Raw genomic sequence first — 19,693 nt, forward strand, 5'->3', positions numbered from 1 at the left:
GTGGTGCTCCTCTTTCAGTTCACGGCCGGGGCGAGGATCAGGAGTGCGGTTCCAGCTTCCACCTGGTCGCCGGGTCTGGTCAGGATCTCGTGGACGATTCCGGAGGTCGGGGCGTCGACGCGGGACTCCATTTTCATCGCCTCCAGGGCCAGGAGAGGCTGGCCCGTGGTGACCTCGTCGCCCTGCCGGACGTTCAACTGCCAGACGGACGCCGCGAATTCGGCCTCGACGAGGCGTCCGCCCGGCGGGATCTCGATGCGGGCCGGGGGCGGCGGGGGTGCGTCGGCGGCTTCGGCCCGGGCGAACTCGCCCGCTTCTTCCCAGGCTTGGCGTTCGGCGGCGAAGGCCTGCTGCTGGGTTCGTCTGAACTCGGCGATGGAGTCGGCGTGTTCGGTGAGGAAGCTGTCGTACTCCGCCAGCGAGAACGTGCCCTCCTCGACGCGGGGGGCGAAGCGGCCGGACGTGATGTCGGCGCGCAGGCCGAGGAGTTCGTCCGCGTCGACCGGGTACCACTTGATCCGGTCGAAGAAGCGCAGGAGCCACGGCTTGCCGGGTTCGAAGGCGCCGCGCTGCTGCCAGGGCGACCAGACCTGGGTGGTGCGGCCGACGAACTGGTAGCCGCCGGGGCCCTCCATGCCGTAGACGCACAGGTAGGCGCCGCCGATGCCGACGGAGTTCTCGGCGGTCCAGGTGCGGGCCGGGTTGTACTTCGTGGTGACCAGGCGGTGGCGGGGGTCGAGCGGCGTGGCGACCGGGGCGCCCAGGTAGACGTCGCCCAGGCCCAGTACGAGGTACTCCGCGTCGAAGATTGTGCGGTAGACGTCCTCGACCGTGTCCAGGCCGTTGACGCGGCGGATGAACTCGATGTTCCAGGGGCACCAGGGGGCGTCGTCGCGGACGCCGGCCATGTAGCGGGCGATGGCCTCGCGGGTCGCGGGGTCGTCCCAGGAGAGGGGGAGGTGGATCGTGCGGGAGGGGACGGTGAGCTGGGCCGTGGGCGGCAGGGCCTTCGCCAACCTGCGTGTTCTGGTGAGGAGTTCGGGCAGGGGGAGGCGGTCCGGGTCCGTCTTGATCTGGAGGGAGCGGATGCCCGGGGTGAGGTCCGTGACGCCCTCGATCGCCGCCTCGTTCACCGCTTCCATGAGGGCGTGGACCCGCATGCGCAGTGCCAACTCCAGTTGCATGGGGCCGAATTCGACCAGGAGGTTGTCGTCGCCGCTGCGCCGGTAGGTGACGTCGCCGTCACGGGCCAGGATGCCGCCGTCCACAATCTCCGCGCGGGCTACGCCTGTTGTGTCGACCGGCGTGAAGCGGACCGTGTCGCCCGGGCGGAGCTGGCCCAGCTTCCAGCGTTCCGCCGAGTGGATGGTCGCCGGGCAGACGAAGCCGCCCAGGGAGGGGCCGTCCGGGCCGAGGAGGACCGGCATGTCGCCGGTGTAGTCGACGGCGCCCACGGAGTACGGGGTGTCGTGGATGTTGGAGGGGTGCAGGCCGGCTTCGCCGCCGTCGGTGCGGGACCAGCGGGGTTTCGGGCCGATGAGGCGGACGCCGGTGCGGGCCGAGTTGAAGTGGACTTTCCAGTCGGCGGCGTAGAAGTCGTGGATGTCGGCCTCGGTGAAGAACTCCGGGGCGGCGTGGGGGCCTTCGGTCACGGCGATGTGCCATGTGGAGGTGAAGGGCGGGGGGTTGAGCGGCAGGGGGGCTTCCCGGGCTGGAGCCGGAGCCGGGGTCGGAGTCGGAGTCGGAGCCGGGGCGGGGGCCGGAGGTGGGGCGGGGGTCGCCGCTTCGCTCGTCGCGGTCGCGCCGCGCTCCTCGTGGGGGACCGTCCCGCCGTGCAGTACGTCCCCCGGCCGCAGTGCCCTCCCTCCGTGTCCGCCGAACCGTCCCAGCGTGAACGTGCTCGCGCTGCCCAGGAATTCGGGGACGTCGAGGCCGCCCGCGAACAGGACGTACGTCCGCAGGCCGTGTTCCGTCGGGGCGCCGACCTTCAGTACGGCCCCGGCCGGGACCGTCACCGGCTCCCACTGCGGCGCCGGTGAACCGTCCACCGTGACCGGTGCCGGTGCACCCGTCACGCACACCCGCGCCGGGTGTGTGAACCTCAACTCCGGGCCCTGGAGCGTGCATTCGAGGCCGGCCGTGCCCTCCGGGTTGCCCAGCGCGCGGTTGCCGGCCCGGAACGAGCGGTCGTCCATCGGGCCCGACGGCGGGACGCCCACCTGCCAGTGCCCGGTGCGGCCGGGCCAGTCCTGGACCGTCGTGAGCGTCCCGGCGGACACGACCTCGATGCGCGGCGTCGGGTCGGTGACCGTCGCCAGGGTCGCCGTGGAGTGGGTCGCCGACCTGAACTCGGCCTGCTCCAGCGCCGCTCGTAGCAGGCCGAGGTTCGTCTCGATGCCGTCCACCCTGGTGCCGGCCAGCGCCTTCGACAGGCGGCGCAGCGCGTCGGCGCGGTCGGTGCCGTGCGCGATGACCTTGGCGAGCATCGGGTCGTACGACGTCGTCACCTCCGTGCCGGTCTCCACCCAGCCGTCGACGCGTACCCCGTCCGGGTGGGTGACCCGCGTCAACAGGCCCGCGCTGGGGCGGTGTTCGCGGGTGGGGTCCTCGGCGTAGACGCGGGCCTCGACGGCGTGGCCGCGCGGCTGGGGCGGGGTGCGGACGACGCTCCGGTCGCCCTGGGCCAGGCGCAGCATCCAGGCGACCAGGTCGACGCCGTAGATCTCCTCCGTGACCGGGTGTTCGACCTGGAGGCGGGTGTTGACCTCCAGGAAGTACGCCTCCTCGCGGGCCGCGTCGTACACGAACTCGACGGTTCCCGCGGAGCGGTAGCCGACCGTGGCGCACAAGTCGTGGGCGTTCGTGGTGAGTTGGTGTCTGATGCGGGCCGGGAGGCCGGGGGCCGGGGCCTCTTCGACCACCTTCTGGTTGCGGCGCTGGAGGGAGCAGTCGCGGTCGCCGAAGGTGACGACCCGGCCGGCGCCGTCGCCGAAGACCTGGACCTCGACGTGGCGGGCGTGTTCCACCAGGCGTTCCAGGAAGACGCCCGCCGAGGAGAAGGAGGCGGCGGCCACGCGGTGCACAGACTCCCAGGCCGCGGTGAGGTTCTGGGGGGTGCGGCAGGCCGACATGCCGATGCCGCCGCCTCCGCCGGTCGCCTTCAGCATCACCGGGTAGCCGATCGACTCGGCCTGTTCCAGGGCCGCTTCGAGGGAGGGGAGCAGGTCCGTGCCGGGGGCCAGGGGGACGCCCGCCGCCCGGGCCGCCGCTCTCGCCGTGTGTTTCGCGCCGAAGAGGTCCAGGTGGGTGGGGGTGGGGCCGACGAAGACGAGGCCCGCTTCCTCGCAGCGGCGGGCGAAGCCGGCGTTCTCCGAGAGGAATCCGTAGCCGGGGTGGATCGCTCCCGCGCCGGTGTCCCGCGCGGCCTTCAGGACGAGGTCGGGGTTCAGGTACGAGTCCTTCGCCGGGGCCGGGCCCAGGCGGACCGCCTCGTCGGCGAGGCGTACGTGGGGGGAGTCGCGGTCCGGGTCGGAGTACACGGCCACCGTGCGCAGGCCGAGTCGGTGTGCCGTGCGGATGATGCGGGCGGCTATCTCGCCCCGGTTGGCTATGAGGAGGGTGTCGAAGGTCATGGCCGTCCCGCCTCCGTGCCGGGTGCCTCGTCGATCGTCATCTCCACCGCCGTCGGGGCGAAGCCGTTGCACGGGTTGTTGATCTGGGGGCAGTTGGAGACCAGGACCAGGACGTCGCGCTCCGCCCTCAGGGTCACGCGGAGGCCGGGGGAGGAGATGCCGTCGACGATGCCGAGCGTGCCGTCCTTGTCCACCGGGACGTTCATGTACCAGTTGATGTTGGACACCAAGTCCCGTTTGCCGAGGCCGTACTTGGCGCCCTCCGTGAGGAAGTTGTCCACGCATGCGTGCTGGGACCAGGTGTGGTGGCCGTAGCGGAGGGTGTTCGACTCCTTCGAGCAGGCGCCGCCCACCGTGTCGTGGCGGCCGACGTCGTCCCTCGTCACCGTCATCAGCGGGGTGTGCTCGTTCGACAGCAGGACGCTTCCCGTCGTCAGGAAGAGGGTGCCCTGGGCGTGGATCGTGTCCGGGGCGCTGTAGCGGATCGTCGTGTCGTGGGCGTCGTACACCAGGAAGTCGACCGCCTGGTTGCCGTGCAGGTCCGTGATCGTGAGGGACTCGCCCTCGCGGATCGTCGCCGACCAGGCCGCCCTGGGGGGTATCACCGTCATGCCTGGCCCCTTGCCGTGAGGAATTCCGCGGTGTTCAGGTACGTCCTGCGGGCCTCCGGGGTGGATGTCCACAGGGGGTCCGCTTCCGTCGTGGGGGATGCGCGCCAGGCCAGTACCTCCAGGGGGGTACACGTGTAGTCCTCGCGGGGGTCCGACGGGTGGGGGACGTTCGCCAGCAGGATCGTCACGGGCTGTTCCGTGCGGAGGGTGACGCCGGCGCCTGGGCCTGCGGAGCCGGTGAAGGCGAGGGTGCCGTCCTGGTCGACCCGTACGCCCTGGAAGAACGACAGCGACGGGGGGAGGTCCCTCGGGTCCAGGCCGTTCTTCGCCGCCGCTAGTTTCAGGAGCTCTCTGCCCGCGGGGGTTCGTGACTGGGGGGTGCCGTCGCCGTAACGGGCCTTGTTCCGTACGAGAGTCGACGTGCCGCACAGTGCGTCGTGCCGTCCCGACGTGTCCTGCGTGATCGTCGCCAGGACCCTGCCCTGGTCCGAGAGGAGGAGCGTGCCCTCCGTGACGTACGCGTTCCACTGGACCTTCACCGTGTCCGCCACGTTCAGGCGTTCCCACGGGCGGGTGTCGGCGTACAGGAGGATGTGCGCGCACGCGTCTCCCGCTACGTCCGTGAGGCGCAGCTCCGTTCCCCTCGCCAGCGTGCGGTGCGTGTAGTTGCCCCCCGCCACCGTCTCCGCCCACGTCAAATGCCCCGCCTCGCAAGGAGGTTGCGGCCACTCTCTCGCCGGTACCACCGGCATCGCCGCCGCCTTCGCGCCCTCCTGGGCTCTGGCGTGGGCGCGGGCTCCGTGCGGGGTGGCTGTTGCCATGAGGGCCTCCGGGCGGGCGGTTTCTGTCGCTCGACAGAAATTAGAGGCGGGGGGCTTCGGGGGGATTGCCCGGGGATTTCTGGACGGTTGCGGGGGTCTCACGGGTACGCCGACTTCTTCTCGCCCCCGCCGCCCCTACCCATCCCATCCCTGAGGGCTCCGCCCCCAGACCCCCAGGGGAAGCCGGAGCGGGGACACCACGAATGCCACCTCCCTCGGCGCCTGCGCCCCTGGGCCTGACGGTCCCGGCTCCACGCCGCCTGGCCCGGTCGCCTTGGCCCGCGCCGCCTGGGCTCCGCGCTTCCTCGGCTCTGCTCCACCCGGTCCCTCGCCCCTGGCGTTCCTTGGCTCCGCGCCGCCTCGCACCCCTCCCTCCCGTGACGCCGACTTCTCCTCGCCCCCGCCGCCCCTACCCTTCCCATCCCTGGGGGCTCCGCCCCCAGACCCCCAGGGGAAGCCGGAGCGGGGACACCACGAATGCCATCTCCCTCTGCCCCGCGCCCCTGGGCCTGACGGTCCCGGGCCCCGTGCCGGCCTGGGCCTGACGGTCTCGGCTCCGCGCCCCCTGGCCCGGTCGAGCGCCACTCGGCAACTCGGGCCCTTTGTCCGTCTCGGCTTCGCGCTGCCTCGGCCTGTGCCGCCTGGGCCTGGCCGTCTCGGCCTCCCGTGCCGCCTTGGCCTGGCGGTCCCGGCTCCGTGCCGCCTGGCCCGGTCGCCTTGGCTCCACGCCGCCTGGGCTCCGCGCTTCCTCGGCCCGGCTCTACCCGGTCCCTCGCCCCTGGCGTTCCTTGGCTCCGCGCCGCCTCGCACCCCTCCCTCCTGTGACGCCCGCGCTCCTCGGCGTCGGCTTCCTCGGTTCCGGGTCCCTCGGCCCGGGCCGACTGGGCCCGGCCCTCGCGGCCCCGTGCCCCCGGTCCCTTGGCGCCGCCTGCCTCAGCCCCCGCGCCTCTGGGCCTGGTCCCTTAGGCTCCGTGCCGTGCGGCTCGCCCCGGTCCCTCGGAGGCGCCTTCCTTGGCCCTGTGCCGCTGGGCCTGGTCCCTGAAGAGCCTGTGTCACCTCCCCGGCTGGGCGTCCGCCAGTTGGCGCGCTCTCCCGAGCAGGGGACCCCCAGCGGCGTTGCCGAAATGCCCACGTGGCTCCTCACCAAGCTCTCGGCTTCGCTCGATCAGGGAGCACCAGACGACGTGCGCTGATTCGACCGGGGAGGTGACACAGGCTCTTGGACTCCGCGTCCCTCGGCGTCGCCCTCCTCGGTCACCGTGTCCCCTCTGGCCCCGCCTCCCTCGTCTCGGCCCTCTCGGCTCCGCGCCCCTGGCTCGGTCGCCTTGGGATCGGCCTTTCTCGGCTCCGTGTCGTTGCCTCGGCCTGTGTCTCCTCTCAGTACCCCCTCCACCACGTCAGCACCCGGCGCCAGAACCTGGGTCGGTGTTGCTCGGTCGTCGGGGGGGCTGGCGGCGTCGTCGGTACTGCGGTCTCTTCCGCTGGGGCCTTCTTTTCTGCGGGTTTCTCCTCCGGCGTCGGCTTGCGGCGGGTCGGTAGTGGCCAGCTTGTTCGGGGTTGGGGGAGGTTGGCGTGGCTTGGTTTGTGGGTGATGTCCTGTTGGGGTTTGGGGTCGAAGTGGACCGGCAGGGAGACGAGGTGGCGGGAGGAGATGGACTGGGTGTAGCGCAACTCGGATTCGGGGCAGTCGAGTTGGACGTCGGGGAGGCGGAAGAGGAGGGCGTCGACGCCTACGTCGGCGATCGCGCGGCCGACGTCCTGGCCGGGGCATTCGTGGGCGCCGCTGCCGAAGGCGAGGTGGGAGCGGTTGCCGCGCATGTTCGCGGAGAGGTCGGGCCGCATCAGCGGGTCGACGTTCGCGGGGGCCGGGGCGAAGAGGAGGCCGTCGCCCTTGCGGATGCGCTGGCCGCCCAACTCCGTGTCGACCTTGGCGAAGTAGGCGAAGATCGTGCTGAAGGGGGGGTGGTCCCACAGGGATTGCTCGACCGCCTCGGGGACGGTCATCTGGCCGCCGTTCAGCTTCGCGTAGAAGCGCGGGTCGATGATGACCTGGAGCAGCACGCTGGACAGCAGGTTGACGCTGGCCTCGTACGCGGCGAACAGCAACAGCCGCAGGTGCTCGCGGACTTCGTCGTCCGTGAGCTTCGCGGGGTGCGTGACCAGCTTGCTCGCCGCGTCGTCCAGCGGTTCCGCGCGCCGGCGTGCGGTGAGGCGGCTGAGCGCGTCCATGACGTACCCGTGGCTGGCGATGGCGGTCTCGGTGCCTTTGAGGGCGTCGCGGGCCGCGTGGACGAGCCGGTCGTTGTACTCCTCGGGCATGCCGAGGACGTGGCACATGACGGCCATGGGGAGGTGTTCGGCGAACTGGGAGACCAGTTCGGCCTTTCCGCTCTCGCAGAACTCGTTGACGAGCCGCTGGGAGGAGCGGTTGATGTAGCGGCGCAGGGTGCGGTCGTCGAGCCCTTCCATGGACGCCTTGACTGCTCCGCGCAGCCGCTTGTGCTCGTCGCCCTCGGCGTGCGAGGCGATGGGCTGCCAGGCGATGTGCGGCATCAGCGGGTGGTCGGGCTTGACCTGTCCGTCGACGAGCGGCGTCCAGATCCGGCTGTCGCGGGTGAAGTGCGTGGGGGAGCGCACCATGTGCAGGTTCTCGGCGTGCCCGAGGACGATCCAGATGGGCACGTCGTCGTGGAGGAGGACCGGCGCGACGGGCCCGTGCTCCTCGCGCAACTGCTCGTACAGCGCGTTGAGATCCTCGGAGCCGGGCCCGAACAGCCGGGTCAGTCCCCCCGCGCCGCGCCCGTGGGCGGGGCAGCCGGCGGGGGGCTGGGTGGTGGTGTGGTCAGACGTCACGGGAAGGGGTCGCTTTCATGACGTGGACGGCGGCGTCAGACGAGAGCGCCGTTGTCCAGAAGGGTGTTGAGGAAGTCCATGAGGGTGGTGAGGAGGTCCCGGCTGGAGGCGCGGCGGCGGACGTCGCACTCGACGATCGGGATCCTGGGGTGCAGGTCAAGTGCCCCGCGCAGGACGGGAATCGGGTAACGGGGCCCGTCGGGAAAGGTGTTGACGCCGACGATGAACGGCACCCCGCGCTCTTCGAGCCGCCCCATCACCTCGTAACTCACGTCCATCCGCCGGGTGTCGACGAGGACGACCGCGCCGAGCGCCCCTTCGAACAGCCCGTTCCACAGGAACCAGAACCGCTCCTGGCCGGGCGTCCCGAAGAGGTAGAGCACGAACTCGTCGCTGATGCGGATGCGCCCGAAGTCCATGGCGACGGTGGTCGCGGTCTTCGTGTCGGAGCCGCAGTCGTCGTCGACGCCGATCCCGGCCTGCGTCATGGTCTCCTCGGTGGTCAGCGGCCTGATCTCGCTGACGGAGCCGACCATGGTGGTCTTGCCGACGCCGAACCCGCCCACGATGACGATCTTCGCGGCGGCGGCGGTGGTGTGCGGGAGCCGGTCCTCGGCGCGTGGGCCGGGGATCGTGTCAGAGGCGTTGAAGTCCATGCATCACCGCTTCGAGGAGGGACCGGTCGGGGATCTTCTGCCGGACGACGGGCGCGCGCGAGTCGAGGAGTCCGGCCGCGAGCATGTCGGTGATCAGCACGGACACGACGCTGAACGGCAGCGAGAGGTAGGCGGACACCTCGGCCAGGGACAGCGGCGTCGCGCACATCCGCAGCACCACCGTCCGCTCGGGGCCGGTCGAGGAGTTCGGCTCGGTCCGCGCCACGACGAGCGTCACCAGGTCGAGGGGCGCGCGCTCGCCGTCGGCGTCCGAGATGGTGTAGAGCCGTTCGGGGGCCTTCTTCTCCTTCCCCTCCCCGTTGCCGCCCGCCGCCGGTTCGGCCGGCTTCGGCAGGGGGCGCAGGGCGGCGCGTCGCCGGCGTTGCGGAGGAGTCATACGGTCTGGCCTTTCCGCCGGGGCGGACTCGTGAGGTGCGATCCGATGCGTACGACGAGGTCGCGCATGTGCAGGCTCATCGCGCCCGGCTCGCAGCGCACGTCGGACAGGACGGCGAGGAAGGCGCCGGCGCCCGCGGCCATCAGGTAGAAGTAGCCGCCGTCCATCTCGATGACGACGAGCTTCATGTCGCCCTGGACGGTGGGGATCTCCTCGGCGACGGCCCCGGCGAGGCTCTGGAGGCCCGCGCAGGCGGCGGCGACGCGGTCGGCGGCGTCCGGGTCGCCGCCGTAGCGGGCGATGCGCAGCCCGTCGGCGGAGAGCACCACGATCATCTCGATGCCCGGGACGCCGCTGTAGAGCTCTTTGAGCATCCAGTCGAAGTTGGCGCGCGGCTTGATCACGTGGGGTCCCCTTCGTCGTCGGCCTCGGCGGGGGCCATGGCCTTGTCGTCGATCAGGTGCAGGTATGCGGTGGGATTGCGGGTGAAGTCGGTGGGGTGGACGCCCTCGGGCGTGTTGTCCTTCAGGCCCGCCCAGAACGCCTCGAAGCCGAGGCCGGGCGCGGGGCCGGAGGGGGCGGGCTTGGCCAGCACGCGCGCGGCGGCCTCCGCCCACATCTCCTCCTCCTCGTCGACCGGCACCGGCTCGCCGCGCTCGGCGGCGGCCTTCTCCGCGGCCTCCTCGGCGAGCTGGCGGCGGTATGCCTCCGGGTAGGAGTCGAGGATGGAGACGACGGCCTTGCTGCGCCGCTGCGGCAGCCCCTCGGCCGTCCACTCGGTGACCTCCGGGGTCTCCTCCTCCATGGACACGCCTTCCGGGAGGCGGGGACTGGTCGGCCGGCGCTTCTTCGGCCTGCGCTGCGGGCCCTTGATGCCGCCGAGGTCGAGGGTCGGGGTGGCGCCCGCGCCGATGCCGTGCGCGTAGATCGTCTCCGGGCCCTCGGTGAGCATCTCGGCGGGCACGATCAGTACGGCGCGGACCCCGCCGTACGCCGAGACCCGCAGCGAGCACTGCATGTTGAACGTCGTGCACAGCCGGCCCACGACCGCGAGCCCGAGCTGCGGGGCGCCGCCGTCGTCGTGGATGTCCTCGCCGCGCTTGGCGTCCTCCAGGATCCGTTCGACCCGGGCGCGGCCCTCCTCGCTGAGGCTGACGCCGGCGTCCTCGATCTCGATGGCGATGCCGGTCTGCACCTCGATCGCGTTCACGTGGACCGTGCTCGCCGGGGGCGAGAACCTCGTCGCGTTGTCCATGAGTTCGGCGCAGGCGTGGATGACCGGCTCCACGGAGATGCCCCGGATGTTGACCTTCGCGATCGACTCCAGCTTGATCCGCGGGTACTCCAGGATGCGCGACATGCCGCCGCGCAGCACGCTGTACAGCGGGACCGGCGCGGGCCACTGGCGGCTGGGCCTGCCGCCGCCGATGACGCCGACGGAGTCCGCGAGGCGGCCGATCATCGCCGTGCCGTGGTCGATGCGCAGCAGGTCGTCGAAGACGTGCGGGTTGTTGCCGTGGTCGTACTCCATCTCCAGCAGTTCGTCGTTCTGCTGGTGCACGATCGCCTGGATGCGCCGGGCGACCGAGGTGTACGAGCGCAGCGCCGAGTCCCGCAGGTTCTCCTGATGCTCGACGATGTCCAGGACGCTCGTCACGACGCCCGCCTGGGCGCGGTCGAGGTCGCGGAACGTCGGGTCGATGTCCGGCATCAACTGGAGGACTTCCCGGGGGGAGTTGCCCGCCCGCAGCACCTTCACGGCCGTCGGGATGTGGTCCTCGACGACCCGCAGGTTGAGGGCCGCGTACTCCTCGATCCGCTGCTCCAGCGCGGCCGTACGGCGCTCCGTGTCCGCGCGCAGCTCGCGCAGCCGGCGTCCGCGCCGGACCACCTCCACCGCCGTCATCACCACCAGCACCGTGGCGACGGCCCCGCATACGCCGACCGCGACCCGAGCCGACCGCGGGACCAGCGCGAGGGCCGCCCCGCTCACCGCGGTCATCAGTATCGCCGGGGGCAACAGCACCCGGGCGAAGGGGCGTTCACGCCCGGGCGGGGAATGTGTCGAGGACTGAGCACTCACCATGGGAGACCCTCTGTCGGGAATTGTCCGCATCTTCAGAACATTCGGGAACAAGCGCCCGAATCCATCTCAACTCGGTGCGCCGCGGGCGAGCTTAGTCCGACCGGATCAACGCCGTGTCATGTTCGGCAACCGCCTGAAAGGGATCCCCCTGTGGGGGTATGGTCGTTCGTTTTGTGCGCTGCGGAATCGTTCGAACGCGCACGGTGACCGGGTACGGGTGTGCGGGAGTTCAGACGCCCGCGATCCGCAGGGCCGCGTCGGCCGTCGCCCGCGCGAACTCCGCCACCGGGCGGTCCGGGTCCGAGCGGCGGACCAGGATCACCCCCTCGATCAGGCCGAAGACGAGGTCCGTACGGAGGTTCAACCCGCCGCCTTCGAGGGACGTGGCCTCCGCCACCAACTCCCGGTACGCGGCCTTCAGTTCGTCCCGGGACTCACGGAAACCCGCGAAGCGCTCCCCCCGCACCTCCGGGAGCAGGTACAGGCCGCCGAGGTTGTACGCGCCGCCGCACAGGACCTCCACGTCCGCCCGGCACAGCTCCCACAGGCGGTCCCTGGGCGGCTCATCCGTCCGGGCGAGCAGCGCCCGCGCGTACGCGAGCGACGGAGAAACCGTCGACTCCAGCAACTCCGCCAGGAGTTCTTCCTTGCCCGACACGTAGTGGTACATCGTCGCCTGGCGCATCCCCGCCCGCTCCGCCACCGCCCGGGTGCTCGTCGCCGCGTACCCCTTCACGGTGAACAGCTCCGCCGCGGCCGTCAGCAGGTCCCCGCGGGGGTCGGTGCCCCGTCCCTCGCGCTCCACGGCCCGGGGGCGCCCTACACGCCGTCCACCTGGGGTTGTCGCCATGCGGGGATCTTCGCACAGGTGCTTCTTCACGCCGGGTCCGCTCGTCCCGCCCACGCCTCGTACGACTCCCACGCCTCCAGCGTCCGCCTGCTGTACAGGTGGTGCTCCCGGCCGGTGAGCGGGTCCGTGAAGTGGAGTTCCCTGGCGAGGAGTTGGAGGGGGCGGTGGAAGTCCGTCGGGGGGATCGGGGGGTGGACCTCCGGGTACAGGGGGTCGCCCAGGATGGGGACCCCCAACGAGGCCATGTGCACCCGGAGTTGGTGTGTCTGGCCGGTTTCCGGGGTCAGGCGGTACCTGGCCAGGTTCTCGCGGCGCGCTGTCTCGGCGATGTGCGTGATCGCGTTCGGCGGGCCGGGGAGTTCCAGGGTGGTCAGAGAGGTGCGGGGCTTCTCCATGCGGGAGTTGAGGGTGAGGGGGAGGGGTTCGCGCGGCTCACCTGAGGCCACCGCCTCGTACACCTTCCTGATCCTCCGGTCCCTGAACAGCGTCTGGTAGGCGCCCCGGTCCTGCGGGCGGATCGTGAACAGCACGAGGCCGGCCGTGAGCCGGTCCAGGCGGTGGGCCGCGCCGAGTTCGGGAAGGCCGAGGGTCCTGCGGAGGCGGGCCAGCGCCGTTTCCGTGATGTGGCTGCCCCGGGGGGTGGTGGCGAGGAAGTGGGGCTTGTCGGCGACGAGGACGTGGGCGTCGCGATAGACGACGTCGACGTCGAACGGCACGGGGATCTCGGGCGCGACCTCCCGGTGGAACCACACGTACGCCCCCGGCGCGAAGGGGGTGCCCCCGTCCAGGGCCCGCCCGTCGGCCCCGACGACCTCACCCCTCCGGAACAGCTCCTCGACCACACCCTCCCCGGCGCCGCTCAGCCGCCCCACGAGGTACTCCTGGACCGTCCCCCACGCCCCCTCCCCGGGCAGCCGCACCCGGACCGGGTCCACGCCGTCCCGCTGGGGGAGGGGCGAGGGCGGGGCGGGGGTACGGCGGCGTCTCATGGCAGGTCAGGGTACGGGGTGGGTCAGAGCTCGCGCCGTTTCGCCCGCGCCCGGTACGCCACCCCCAGGGCCACCGTCGCCCCCAGGAACAGCACCGTGAACCACTGGAAGTACCAGTGCCCGCCCTCCGGGTCGTACACGGCGGCCCGGGGCCAGGCGAGGTTGACGGTCATCAGGGCGCCGTACACCACGGCCACCGCGTTGACCGGGAGGCCCCAGCGGCCGAGGGAGAACAAGGGGGCGCCGGTTTCGTCGGTACCCTCCGGGCGCCCCCAGGTGCCGCGCAGGCGCCTGACGAGGAGGGGGCCGGTGACCATGGCGTAGGCCAGGTACAGCATGACGATGCAGGTCGTGCCGATCGCCAGGAACGCCTCGGGGGAGGCGAAGTTGAGGAGGAGCAGGGCCGCCGCGAGGGTGCCGACGACCACGGCGGGGGCGGTCGGCATGCCGGTGCCCGGGTTGACGCGGGCCAGTCTCCGGGCGAACGGCAGGCGGCCGTCGCGGGCCATCGAGAAGAGCATGCGGGAAGCCGACGTCTGGATCGCCAGCGTGGCCACCGCGATCGCCACCACCACGTCCGCCAGCAGCGCCTTGCCCACTCCGTCGCCGAGGCTGCTCGTCAGGACGTAGCTGAGGCCGTCCGTGGCCAGGTGGCCGTCCGTGAGGCTGGGGGCGGCGAGGAGGCCGGCGAGGACGATCAGGCCGCCCAGGAGGCCGGCGGCGGTCAGGGCCGTGAGGATCGTGCGGGGGGCCGTGCGGCGCGGGTGGTGGGTCTCCTCGCTCATCTCGCCCGCGCTGTCGAAGCCGATCATGACGTACGCGGCGGTGAACGAGCCGACGAGGAGGGCGCCCAGCAGACCGCCGTCGGACGGGCCCTCGAACGTGATCGTCGGGGTGCGTTCCGAGTGGGTCAGGAGCAGGGCGGCGATGAGGACCGCGCCGATGATCTCCGCGGTGACGCCGATCCGGTTGACGGCGGACAGGACGCGGTTGTCCAGGACGTTGACCAGGGTCGTCAGGGCGAGGAGGGCCACGCCGAGGAGCGCCGCGTTGGCCGCGCCGTCGGGGGACGTGGGGGCGGGGTCCGTGCCGATGAGCTGGAAGCCGGACCAGAGCGCGGGGAGGACCATCTGGAGGGCCAGGGCCGCCGCGGCGACCACCACGATCTGGCCGATCACCATGATCCAGCCCGCGAACCAGCCGAACGCGGGCGTGGAGAGCCGGGACGACCACTGGTAGATCGCCCCGGAGATCGGGTACCGCGCGGCGAGTTCCGCGAAGCAGGCGGCCACCGCGAGCTGGCCGAGCAGGACGACCGGCCAGGCCCAGAAGAAGACGGCGCCGCCGAACGCGTACCCGAAGGCGAAGAACTGGAAGACGGTGGTGAGGACGGAGATGAAGGAGAACCCGGCGGCGAAGGAGGCGTACCGGCCGAGGCTGCGGTGGAGTTCCTGGCGGTAGCCGAACTCGGCCAGAGAGTCGGGGGGTTGGGGTGCGGCGGGGTGGAGATCGGGGAGGGGAGGAGTGGTCGTCACGGCGGCACCTGCCTTGGGCGCGTGCTCCAGCACGTATTCCTGTCGGGTGACAGAAATTAGGGATGTGCTGTTGCGTGCGCGTCACGCGGGCATGTCCGAGGCGGGCCCAACTCCTCACGGAGCCGGGGCCGTCACGCCGCCGGCGTCTCCTGCTCCGCCTCGATGCGCGCGTTCCACTCCCGCTTCGACGCCTGCCACCCGTCCTCGTCGTGCCCGAGCCGCCAGTACCCGGAGATGGACAGGTCCTCGCGGGTCAACGCGCGCTCGACGCGCAGCAGTTGCCGCAGCTCCTTCACGAAGTGCGCCTCGCCGTGGACGAAGGCGTGCACGCGCCCCTCGGGCCACTGGAGGTCCCGTACGGCCGGGACGAGCAGCTCGCCCACCGGCCGGTCCCCCCGGTGCAGCCACGTCACCTCGATGTCGGAGTCGATCTTCTGCTCCTCCTCGGGCCCGGAGACCTCGATGAAGGCGTGGGCGACGGCCCCGGCGGGCAGCGCCTCCAGGGCGGCGGCGATCGCGGGCAACGCGCTCTCGTCCCCGGCGAGGAGATGCCAGTCGGCGTCGGGGGAGGGGGCGTAGGCGCCGCCGGGTCCCATGAAGCGGACGGTCTCGCCCGGCTGGACGCGCATCGCCCAGGGCCCGGCGAGGCCCTCGTCGCCGTGCAGGACGAAGTCGAGGGTCAGCTCGCGGTGTTCCGCGTCCCAGTGGCGGACCGTGTAGGTACGGGTCACCGGCCACTGTTCGCGCGGGAGTTCCTCGCGGATGCGTTCCAGGTCGAAGGGTTCCGGGTAGGAGACCCCACCGGGAGCGAACAGCATCTTCACGTAGTGGTCGGTGCAGGTGCCCGCCGTGAATTCGGCCAGCCCCTCGCCGCCGAGCACGACCCGCTGCATGTGCGGGGTGAGCCGTTCAGTGCGGACGACCCGCGCGGAATGGGGCTTCCGCGGTTTCCGTGCCGGACGTTCTGACATGACGGCCTCCCACGCTGTTATGGTTAGGTTTACCTAAGTTAGCATCACTCCCCCCACTCTCGCCCCCCTCGCCCGGGGGCTTGTTCGCGCGTTCCCGCACGAGACCCCGCCCACCTGCGAGAACGTCACTCTTCTTTGCGAGAGCATGACGTCCGGGGCGGGATCTCCGTCAAGTCGCCGGCCCCCTCAAGCCCCCAGCGTCGCCAGCAGCCTCCCCAGCGACCCGCCCAGCCCCCACCGCGCACCCAGCGCCGCCACCAGCTCGCCGTCCCGGGCCTTCCGGGGCAGCGCCGTCTCCACCTCGGGCAGCGGGACGTCCCCGGCGACCCGTACGACCTTCGGCGCGACGGCGACGTACGGCCGCGACTCGTCGAGCCGCTTGCGCTGCGAGGGCGTCAGCTTCGCCGACGGGTCGTCCACGGCCGCCATGATCCCGGCCAGGTCCCCGAACTCGGCCAGCAGTTTCGCCGCCGTCTTCTCCCCGATCCCCGGCACCCCGGGCAGCCCGTCGCTCGGGTCGCCCCGCAGCAGCGCCAGATCCGCGTACCCGCGCCCGTCCACGCCGTACTTCTCGCGCAGCACGGCCTCGTCGGTGACCTGGAGTGTGCCGACGCCCTTGATCGGGTACAGGACGCGCACTCCCCGCGCGTCGTCGACGAGCTGGTACAGGTCGCGGTCCCCGGTGACGATGTCCACCGGACCCTTCGCGCGCGCCGTGAACGTCCCGATCACGTCGTCCGCCTCGTACCCCTCGACCCCCACCCGCGCGATGCCCACCGCGTCGAGCACCGCCTCGATGACCGGCACCTGCGGCGACAGCGTGTCCGGGATCTCCTCCGCGTCCGGACCGGCCGCGCGCTCCTCGGCGACCCGGTGCGCCTTGTACGAGGGGATGAGGTCGACGCGCCACTGCGGGCGCCAGTCGGCGTCCATGCAGGCCACGAGCTCGTCGGGGTGGTGGTCCTTGACCAGCCGGTCGATGAATTCGAGGAGGCCGCGCACCGCGTTCACGGGCGTGCCGTCCGGCGCCTTCACGGACTCCGGGACCCCGAAATAGGCGCGGAAGTAGAGGGAGGCGGTGTCGAGGAGCATCAGTCGTCCGGTCACCCCCGCATCATGCCGCACGGCACTGACAGCGACCCGTCCGCGTTCACCCCCGTGGCCGCGTACGCCCCCTGTGACCTGGGACACCTGCGGGTTTGGCCGGAAAAGGTCCGGGCAGGCGCGCCCTCGGAGCGGCGCCGGTTGCGCACTCGGCAACCCGTTGCGCTCCCGACCATGTCCCCGACCGGAGAGGTCCGCGTGTCCGCGAGGCTAGAGGCAGACCACGTCTACAAAGTGTTCGGCAGAAAACCGGACGCCGCCGTCGAGCGGCTCAGAAGCGGGGAGACCCGCGACGACCTGCGCGCGGACGGCGCCATGCCCGCCGTCATCGACGCGTCCTTCACCGTCGAGCCCGGCTCGGTCTTCGTCGTGATGGGCCTGTCCGGCTCCGGCAAGTCGACGCTGCTGCGGATGCTCAACGGCCTCCTGGAGCCGACCGCCGGGCACGTCCGCTTCGACGGCCAGGACCTGACCGCGCTCGACGACCGCGGGCTGCGGGAGGTGCGTGCGCGGAAGATCTCCATGGTCTTCCAGCACTTCGCGCTCTTCCCCCATCGCACGGTCCTCGACAACGCGGCGTACGGCCTCGCCGTCCAGGGCGTCCCGCGCCCCGAGCGCGAGCGACGCGCCACCGAGGCGCTGACGTTGTGCGGCCTGGAGGGCTGGGAGTCCTCCTGGCCCGACGAGTTGTCCGGCGGTATGCAGCAACGCGTCGGCCTGGCCCGCGCGTTGGCCACCGACGCCGACCTCCTGCTGATGGACGAGTCGTTCAGCGCGCTCGACCCGCTGATCCGCCGCGACATGCAGGACCAGCTCCTCACGCTCCAGAAGACCCTGAAGAAGACCATCGTGTTCATCACCCACGACCTCAACGAGGCGATGCGGCTCGGCGACCGGATCGCCGTCATGCGCGACGGCCGCATCGTCCAGAACGGCACCGCCGAGGACATCCTGCTGCGCCCGGCCGACGACTACGTCGCCTCCTTCATCCAGGACGTCGACCGCTCCCGGGTGCTGACCGCGTCGGCCGTCATGGACACCGGCGCGCACGAGACGGACTGCTCGTGCGAGACCGTGACGCCGGGTACGCCGTTCACGGAGCTGTGCGCGATCTGTGCGCGCGTCGATCATCCGGTGGCCGTGCTCGACGACGCGGGGGCGGTCGTCGGGGTCGTCACGTCGGATCTGCTGGTCGGGGTCATGGCCGAGGAGGCGGGCGCGCATGCCTAGGCTGCATCTCGGGGACTGGGTCGACTCCGGTGTGGACTGGCTCGTGAACCATCTCGCCTGGCTGTTCGACGCGGTGAAAGCGGTGGTCGAGGGGCTGTACGACGTCCTCGACGCCGTCCTGAACGCGCCGCAGCCGCTGCTGCTCGCGGGCATCCTCGCCGTCCTCGCCTGGTGGCTGCGCGGCCTCACGGCGGGCGTGCTGTCGTTCGCGGGGTTCGCGCTGATCGACTCGCTGGACCTGTGGGAGAAGTCGATGTCGACGCTCTCGCTGGTCCTGGTCGCCACCCTCATCGCGCTGGTGGTCGCGATTCCGCTCGGCGTGTGGGCGGCCCGCTCCAAGGCGGTCAGCGCGGCGGTACGGCCGGTGCTCGACCTGCTCCAGACGATGCCGTCGATGGTCCTGCTGATCCCGGCGATCCTCTTCTTCGGCATGGGCGTACCGGCCGGGGTCGTCGCGACGCTGGTCTTCGCGGTCGCGCCGGGCGTGCGGATGACCGAGCTGGGCATCCGGCAGGTCGACGCCGAACTCGTCGAGGCCGCCGAGGCGTTCGGCACGACGCCGCGCGACACCCTCTTCCGCGTGCAGCTGCCGCTGGCCCTGCCGACCATCATGGCCGGCGTCAACCAGGTCATCATGCTGGGCCTGTCCATGGTCGTCATCGCGGGCATGGTCGGCACGGGCGGCCTCGGCGGCGCCGTCAACGAGGCCATCGGCCAGCTCGACATCGGGCTCGGCTTCGAGGCCGGGCTCGGGATCGTCGTCCTCGCGATCTACCTCGACCGCATGACGGGCGCGCTCGGCACCCGCCTCTCGCCGCTGGGCCGCAGGGCGGCGGCGAAGGCGAAGGGGAGCGCGTGGTCGTACCGGCCGCGCCCCGCCGTCGCCGTGTCCTGCGTGACCGTGCTCGCGGTCGTCGCGGGCGGGCTCGGGGTGTTCGGCGGGAACGGGGCTCCGGCGCACGCCTCGGGCACGGACGTCGGGCGCGGGCAGGAGATCAGGATCGGCTACATCCCCTGGGACGAGGGGATCGCCTCCACGTACCTGTGGAAGGAGATCCTCCAGGAGCGCGGCTTCAAGGTGACGACCACGCAGTACGCCGCCGGACCCCTCTACACCGGCCTCGCCACCGGCCGGCTCGACTTCCAGACGGACTCCTGGCTGCCGACCACCCACGCCGAGTACTGGAAGAAGTACGGCGACCGGCTCGACGACCTCGGCGCCTGGTACGGCCCGACGTCCCTGGAGCTGACCGTCCCCTCGTATGTGAAGGACGTCGACTCCCTCGCCGATCTCAAGAACCGGTCCTCCGAGTTCGGTGGCCGCATCGTCGGGATCGAGCCCAGCGCCGGGATGATGGGGCTGCTGAAGGACAAGGTCGTCAAGGAGTACGGGCTTCAGGGGTACGACGTCGTCGACGGCTCGACCCCGGCGATGCTGGCCGAACTGAAGCGGGCGTACGCGCGCAAGCAGCCGATCGTCGTCACCCTGTGGTCCCCGCACTGGGCGTACAGCGAGTACGGGCTGAAGAAGCTCGCGGACCCGCGCGGGGCCTGGGGCGCGGGCGACCACGTGCACACCGTCGCCCGGTCCGGGTTCGCCGCCGACCAGCCCGAAGTGGCGCGCTGGCTCAAGGAGTTCAGGATGACCGAGGCCCAGCTGACGTCGCTGGAGGCGCAGCTCCAGAAGTCCGGGAAGGGCAAGGAGCAGGACGCCGTACGCACCTGGCTCAAGGCCAACCCCGGGCTGATGGAGAAGTGGGCGCCCGTGGGGAACGAGGCCGCCTCGGCGCCGTAAGGATTCGGCCAACCACACAGCGTCATGTCGTACCCCGAGGTCACCCCTCGGCTCCCCTGGCGGGAGCCGGACGGGTGACTTCGGGGCGTACGGGGCGTACGCTCGCGACCCGCCGGGGGGCCGGGGGCCGTTTCCGCGGGCTCCGGGGATGTGATCCACTGGC

Annotated in this window: 15 protein-coding genes; 2 read left to right on the forward strand and 13 right to left on the reverse strand. The window is 71.6% G+C overall.

Annotated elements, in window-relative coordinates; genetic code table 11:
* Nucleotides 1–14: 14 nt before the first annotated feature.
* The 13 genes from PV682_RS08820 to PV682_RS08880 all read right to left on the reverse strand — a co-directional run bounded on the left by PV682_RS08820 (nt 15) and on the right by PV682_RS08880 (nt 16,508).
* Complete coding sequence (locus PV682_RS08820) at nt 15–3,632, reverse strand: 5-oxoprolinase/urea amidolyase family protein (RefSeq protein ID WP_319725821.1); 3,618 nt, start codon at nt 3,630–3,632, stop codon at nt 15–17.
* The gene (locus PV682_RS08825) at nt 3,629–4,243 is read right to left on the reverse strand and encodes an urea amidolyase associated protein UAAP2 (RefSeq protein WP_319725823.1); all 615 of its coding nucleotides are present in this window, start codon (nt 4,241–4,243) and stop codon (nt 3,629–3,631) included. Before PV682_RS08825 ends, PV682_RS08820 begins: the two co-directional genes overlap by 4 nt.
* The gene (locus tag PV682_RS08830) at nt 4,240–5,064 is read right to left on the reverse strand and encodes an urea amidolyase associated protein UAAP1 (protein WP_319725826.1); all 825 of its coding nucleotides are present in this window, start codon (nt 5,062–5,064) and stop codon (nt 4,240–4,242) included. The genes PV682_RS08825 and PV682_RS08830 overlap by 4 nt, the downstream gene beginning before the upstream one ends.
* Before the next feature lie 1,377 nt (nt 5,065–6,441).
* Nucleotides 6,442–7,917 carry a cytochrome P450 gene (locus PV682_RS08835; protein WP_319725828.1) on the reverse strand — a complete coding sequence of 492 codons (1,476 nt, stop codon included), beginning with the start codon at nt 7,915–7,917 and terminating at the stop codon, nt 6,442–6,444.
* Nucleotides 7,918–7,952: 35 nt separating this feature from the next.
* Nucleotides 7,953–8,573, reverse strand: coding sequence for a GTP-binding protein (locus tag PV682_RS08840; protein WP_319725831.1), 621 nt, complete (start codon nt 8,571–8,573; stop codon nt 7,953–7,955).
* Entirely contained in the window at nt 8,554–8,970 is a 417-nt protein-coding gene (locus PV682_RS08845; protein ID WP_319725833.1) for a DUF742 domain-containing protein, read from the reverse strand. Before PV682_RS08845 ends, PV682_RS08840 begins: the two co-directional genes overlap by 20 nt.
* On the reverse strand, nt 8,967–9,374 hold the full coding sequence (locus PV682_RS08850; RefSeq protein WP_319725835.1) for a roadblock/LC7 domain-containing protein: 408 nt from the start codon (nt 9,372–9,374) through the stop codon (nt 8,967–8,969). Before PV682_RS08850 ends, PV682_RS08845 begins: the two co-directional genes overlap by 4 nt.
* Nucleotides 9,371–11,056, reverse strand: coding sequence for an ATP-binding protein (locus PV682_RS08855; protein ID WP_319725838.1), 1,686 nt, complete (start codon nt 11,054–11,056; stop codon nt 9,371–9,373). Before PV682_RS08855 ends, PV682_RS08850 begins: the two co-directional genes overlap by 4 nt.
* A 229-nt stretch (nt 11,057–11,285) precedes the next feature.
* Nucleotides 11,286–11,906, reverse strand: a complete 621-nt coding sequence (locus tag PV682_RS08860; RefSeq protein WP_319725841.1) for a TetR/AcrR family transcriptional regulator — start codon at nt 11,904–11,906, stop codon at nt 11,286–11,288.
* 26 nt (nt 11,907–11,932) lie between these two features.
* Nucleotides 11,933–12,895: a pseudouridine synthase gene (locus tag PV682_RS08865; RefSeq protein WP_319725843.1), complete on the reverse strand. Its 963-nt coding sequence runs from the start codon at nt 12,893–12,895 to the stop codon at nt 11,933–11,935.
* 23 nt (nt 12,896–12,918) lie between these two features.
* A complete protein-coding gene (locus PV682_RS08870) occupies nt 12,919–14,430 on the reverse strand; it encodes an amino acid permease (protein ID WP_319725846.1) in 1,512 nt (503 codons plus the stop codon).
* A gap of 131 nt (nt 14,431–14,561) precedes the next feature.
* A complete protein-coding gene (locus PV682_RS08875; RefSeq protein ID WP_319725848.1) occupies nt 14,562–15,401 on the reverse strand; it encodes a siderophore-interacting protein in 840 nt (279 codons plus the stop codon).
* Nucleotides 15,402–15,587: 186 nt separating this feature from the next.
* The gene (locus PV682_RS08880) at nt 15,588–16,508 is read right to left on the reverse strand and encodes a 5'-3' exonuclease (RefSeq protein ID WP_319725851.1); all 921 of its coding nucleotides are present in this window, start codon (nt 16,506–16,508) and stop codon (nt 15,588–15,590) included.
* A gap of 195 nt (nt 16,509–16,703) precedes the next feature.
* Between PV682_RS08880 and PV682_RS08885 the strand changes: the two genes are divergently transcribed.
* Both PV682_RS08885 and PV682_RS08890 read left to right on the forward strand, forming a co-directional pair.
* Complete coding sequence (locus PV682_RS08885; RefSeq protein WP_319726291.1) at nt 16,704–17,735, forward strand: quaternary amine ABC transporter ATP-binding protein; 1,032 nt, start codon at nt 16,704–16,706, stop codon at nt 17,733–17,735.
* Nucleotides 17,728–19,530, forward strand: a complete 1,803-nt coding sequence (locus PV682_RS08890; RefSeq protein ID WP_319725852.1) for an ABC transporter permease/substrate binding protein — start codon at nt 17,728–17,730, stop codon at nt 19,528–19,530. Before PV682_RS08885 ends, PV682_RS08890 begins: the two co-directional genes overlap by 8 nt.
* The last annotated feature ends 163 nt before the right edge of the window (nt 19,531–19,693 follow it).

Origin of the sequence: Streptomyces niveiscabiei (assembly GCF_033794345.1) — a bacterium.
GTDB lineage: Bacteria > Actinomycetota > Actinomycetes > Streptomycetales > Streptomycetaceae > Streptomyces > Streptomyces niveiscabiei.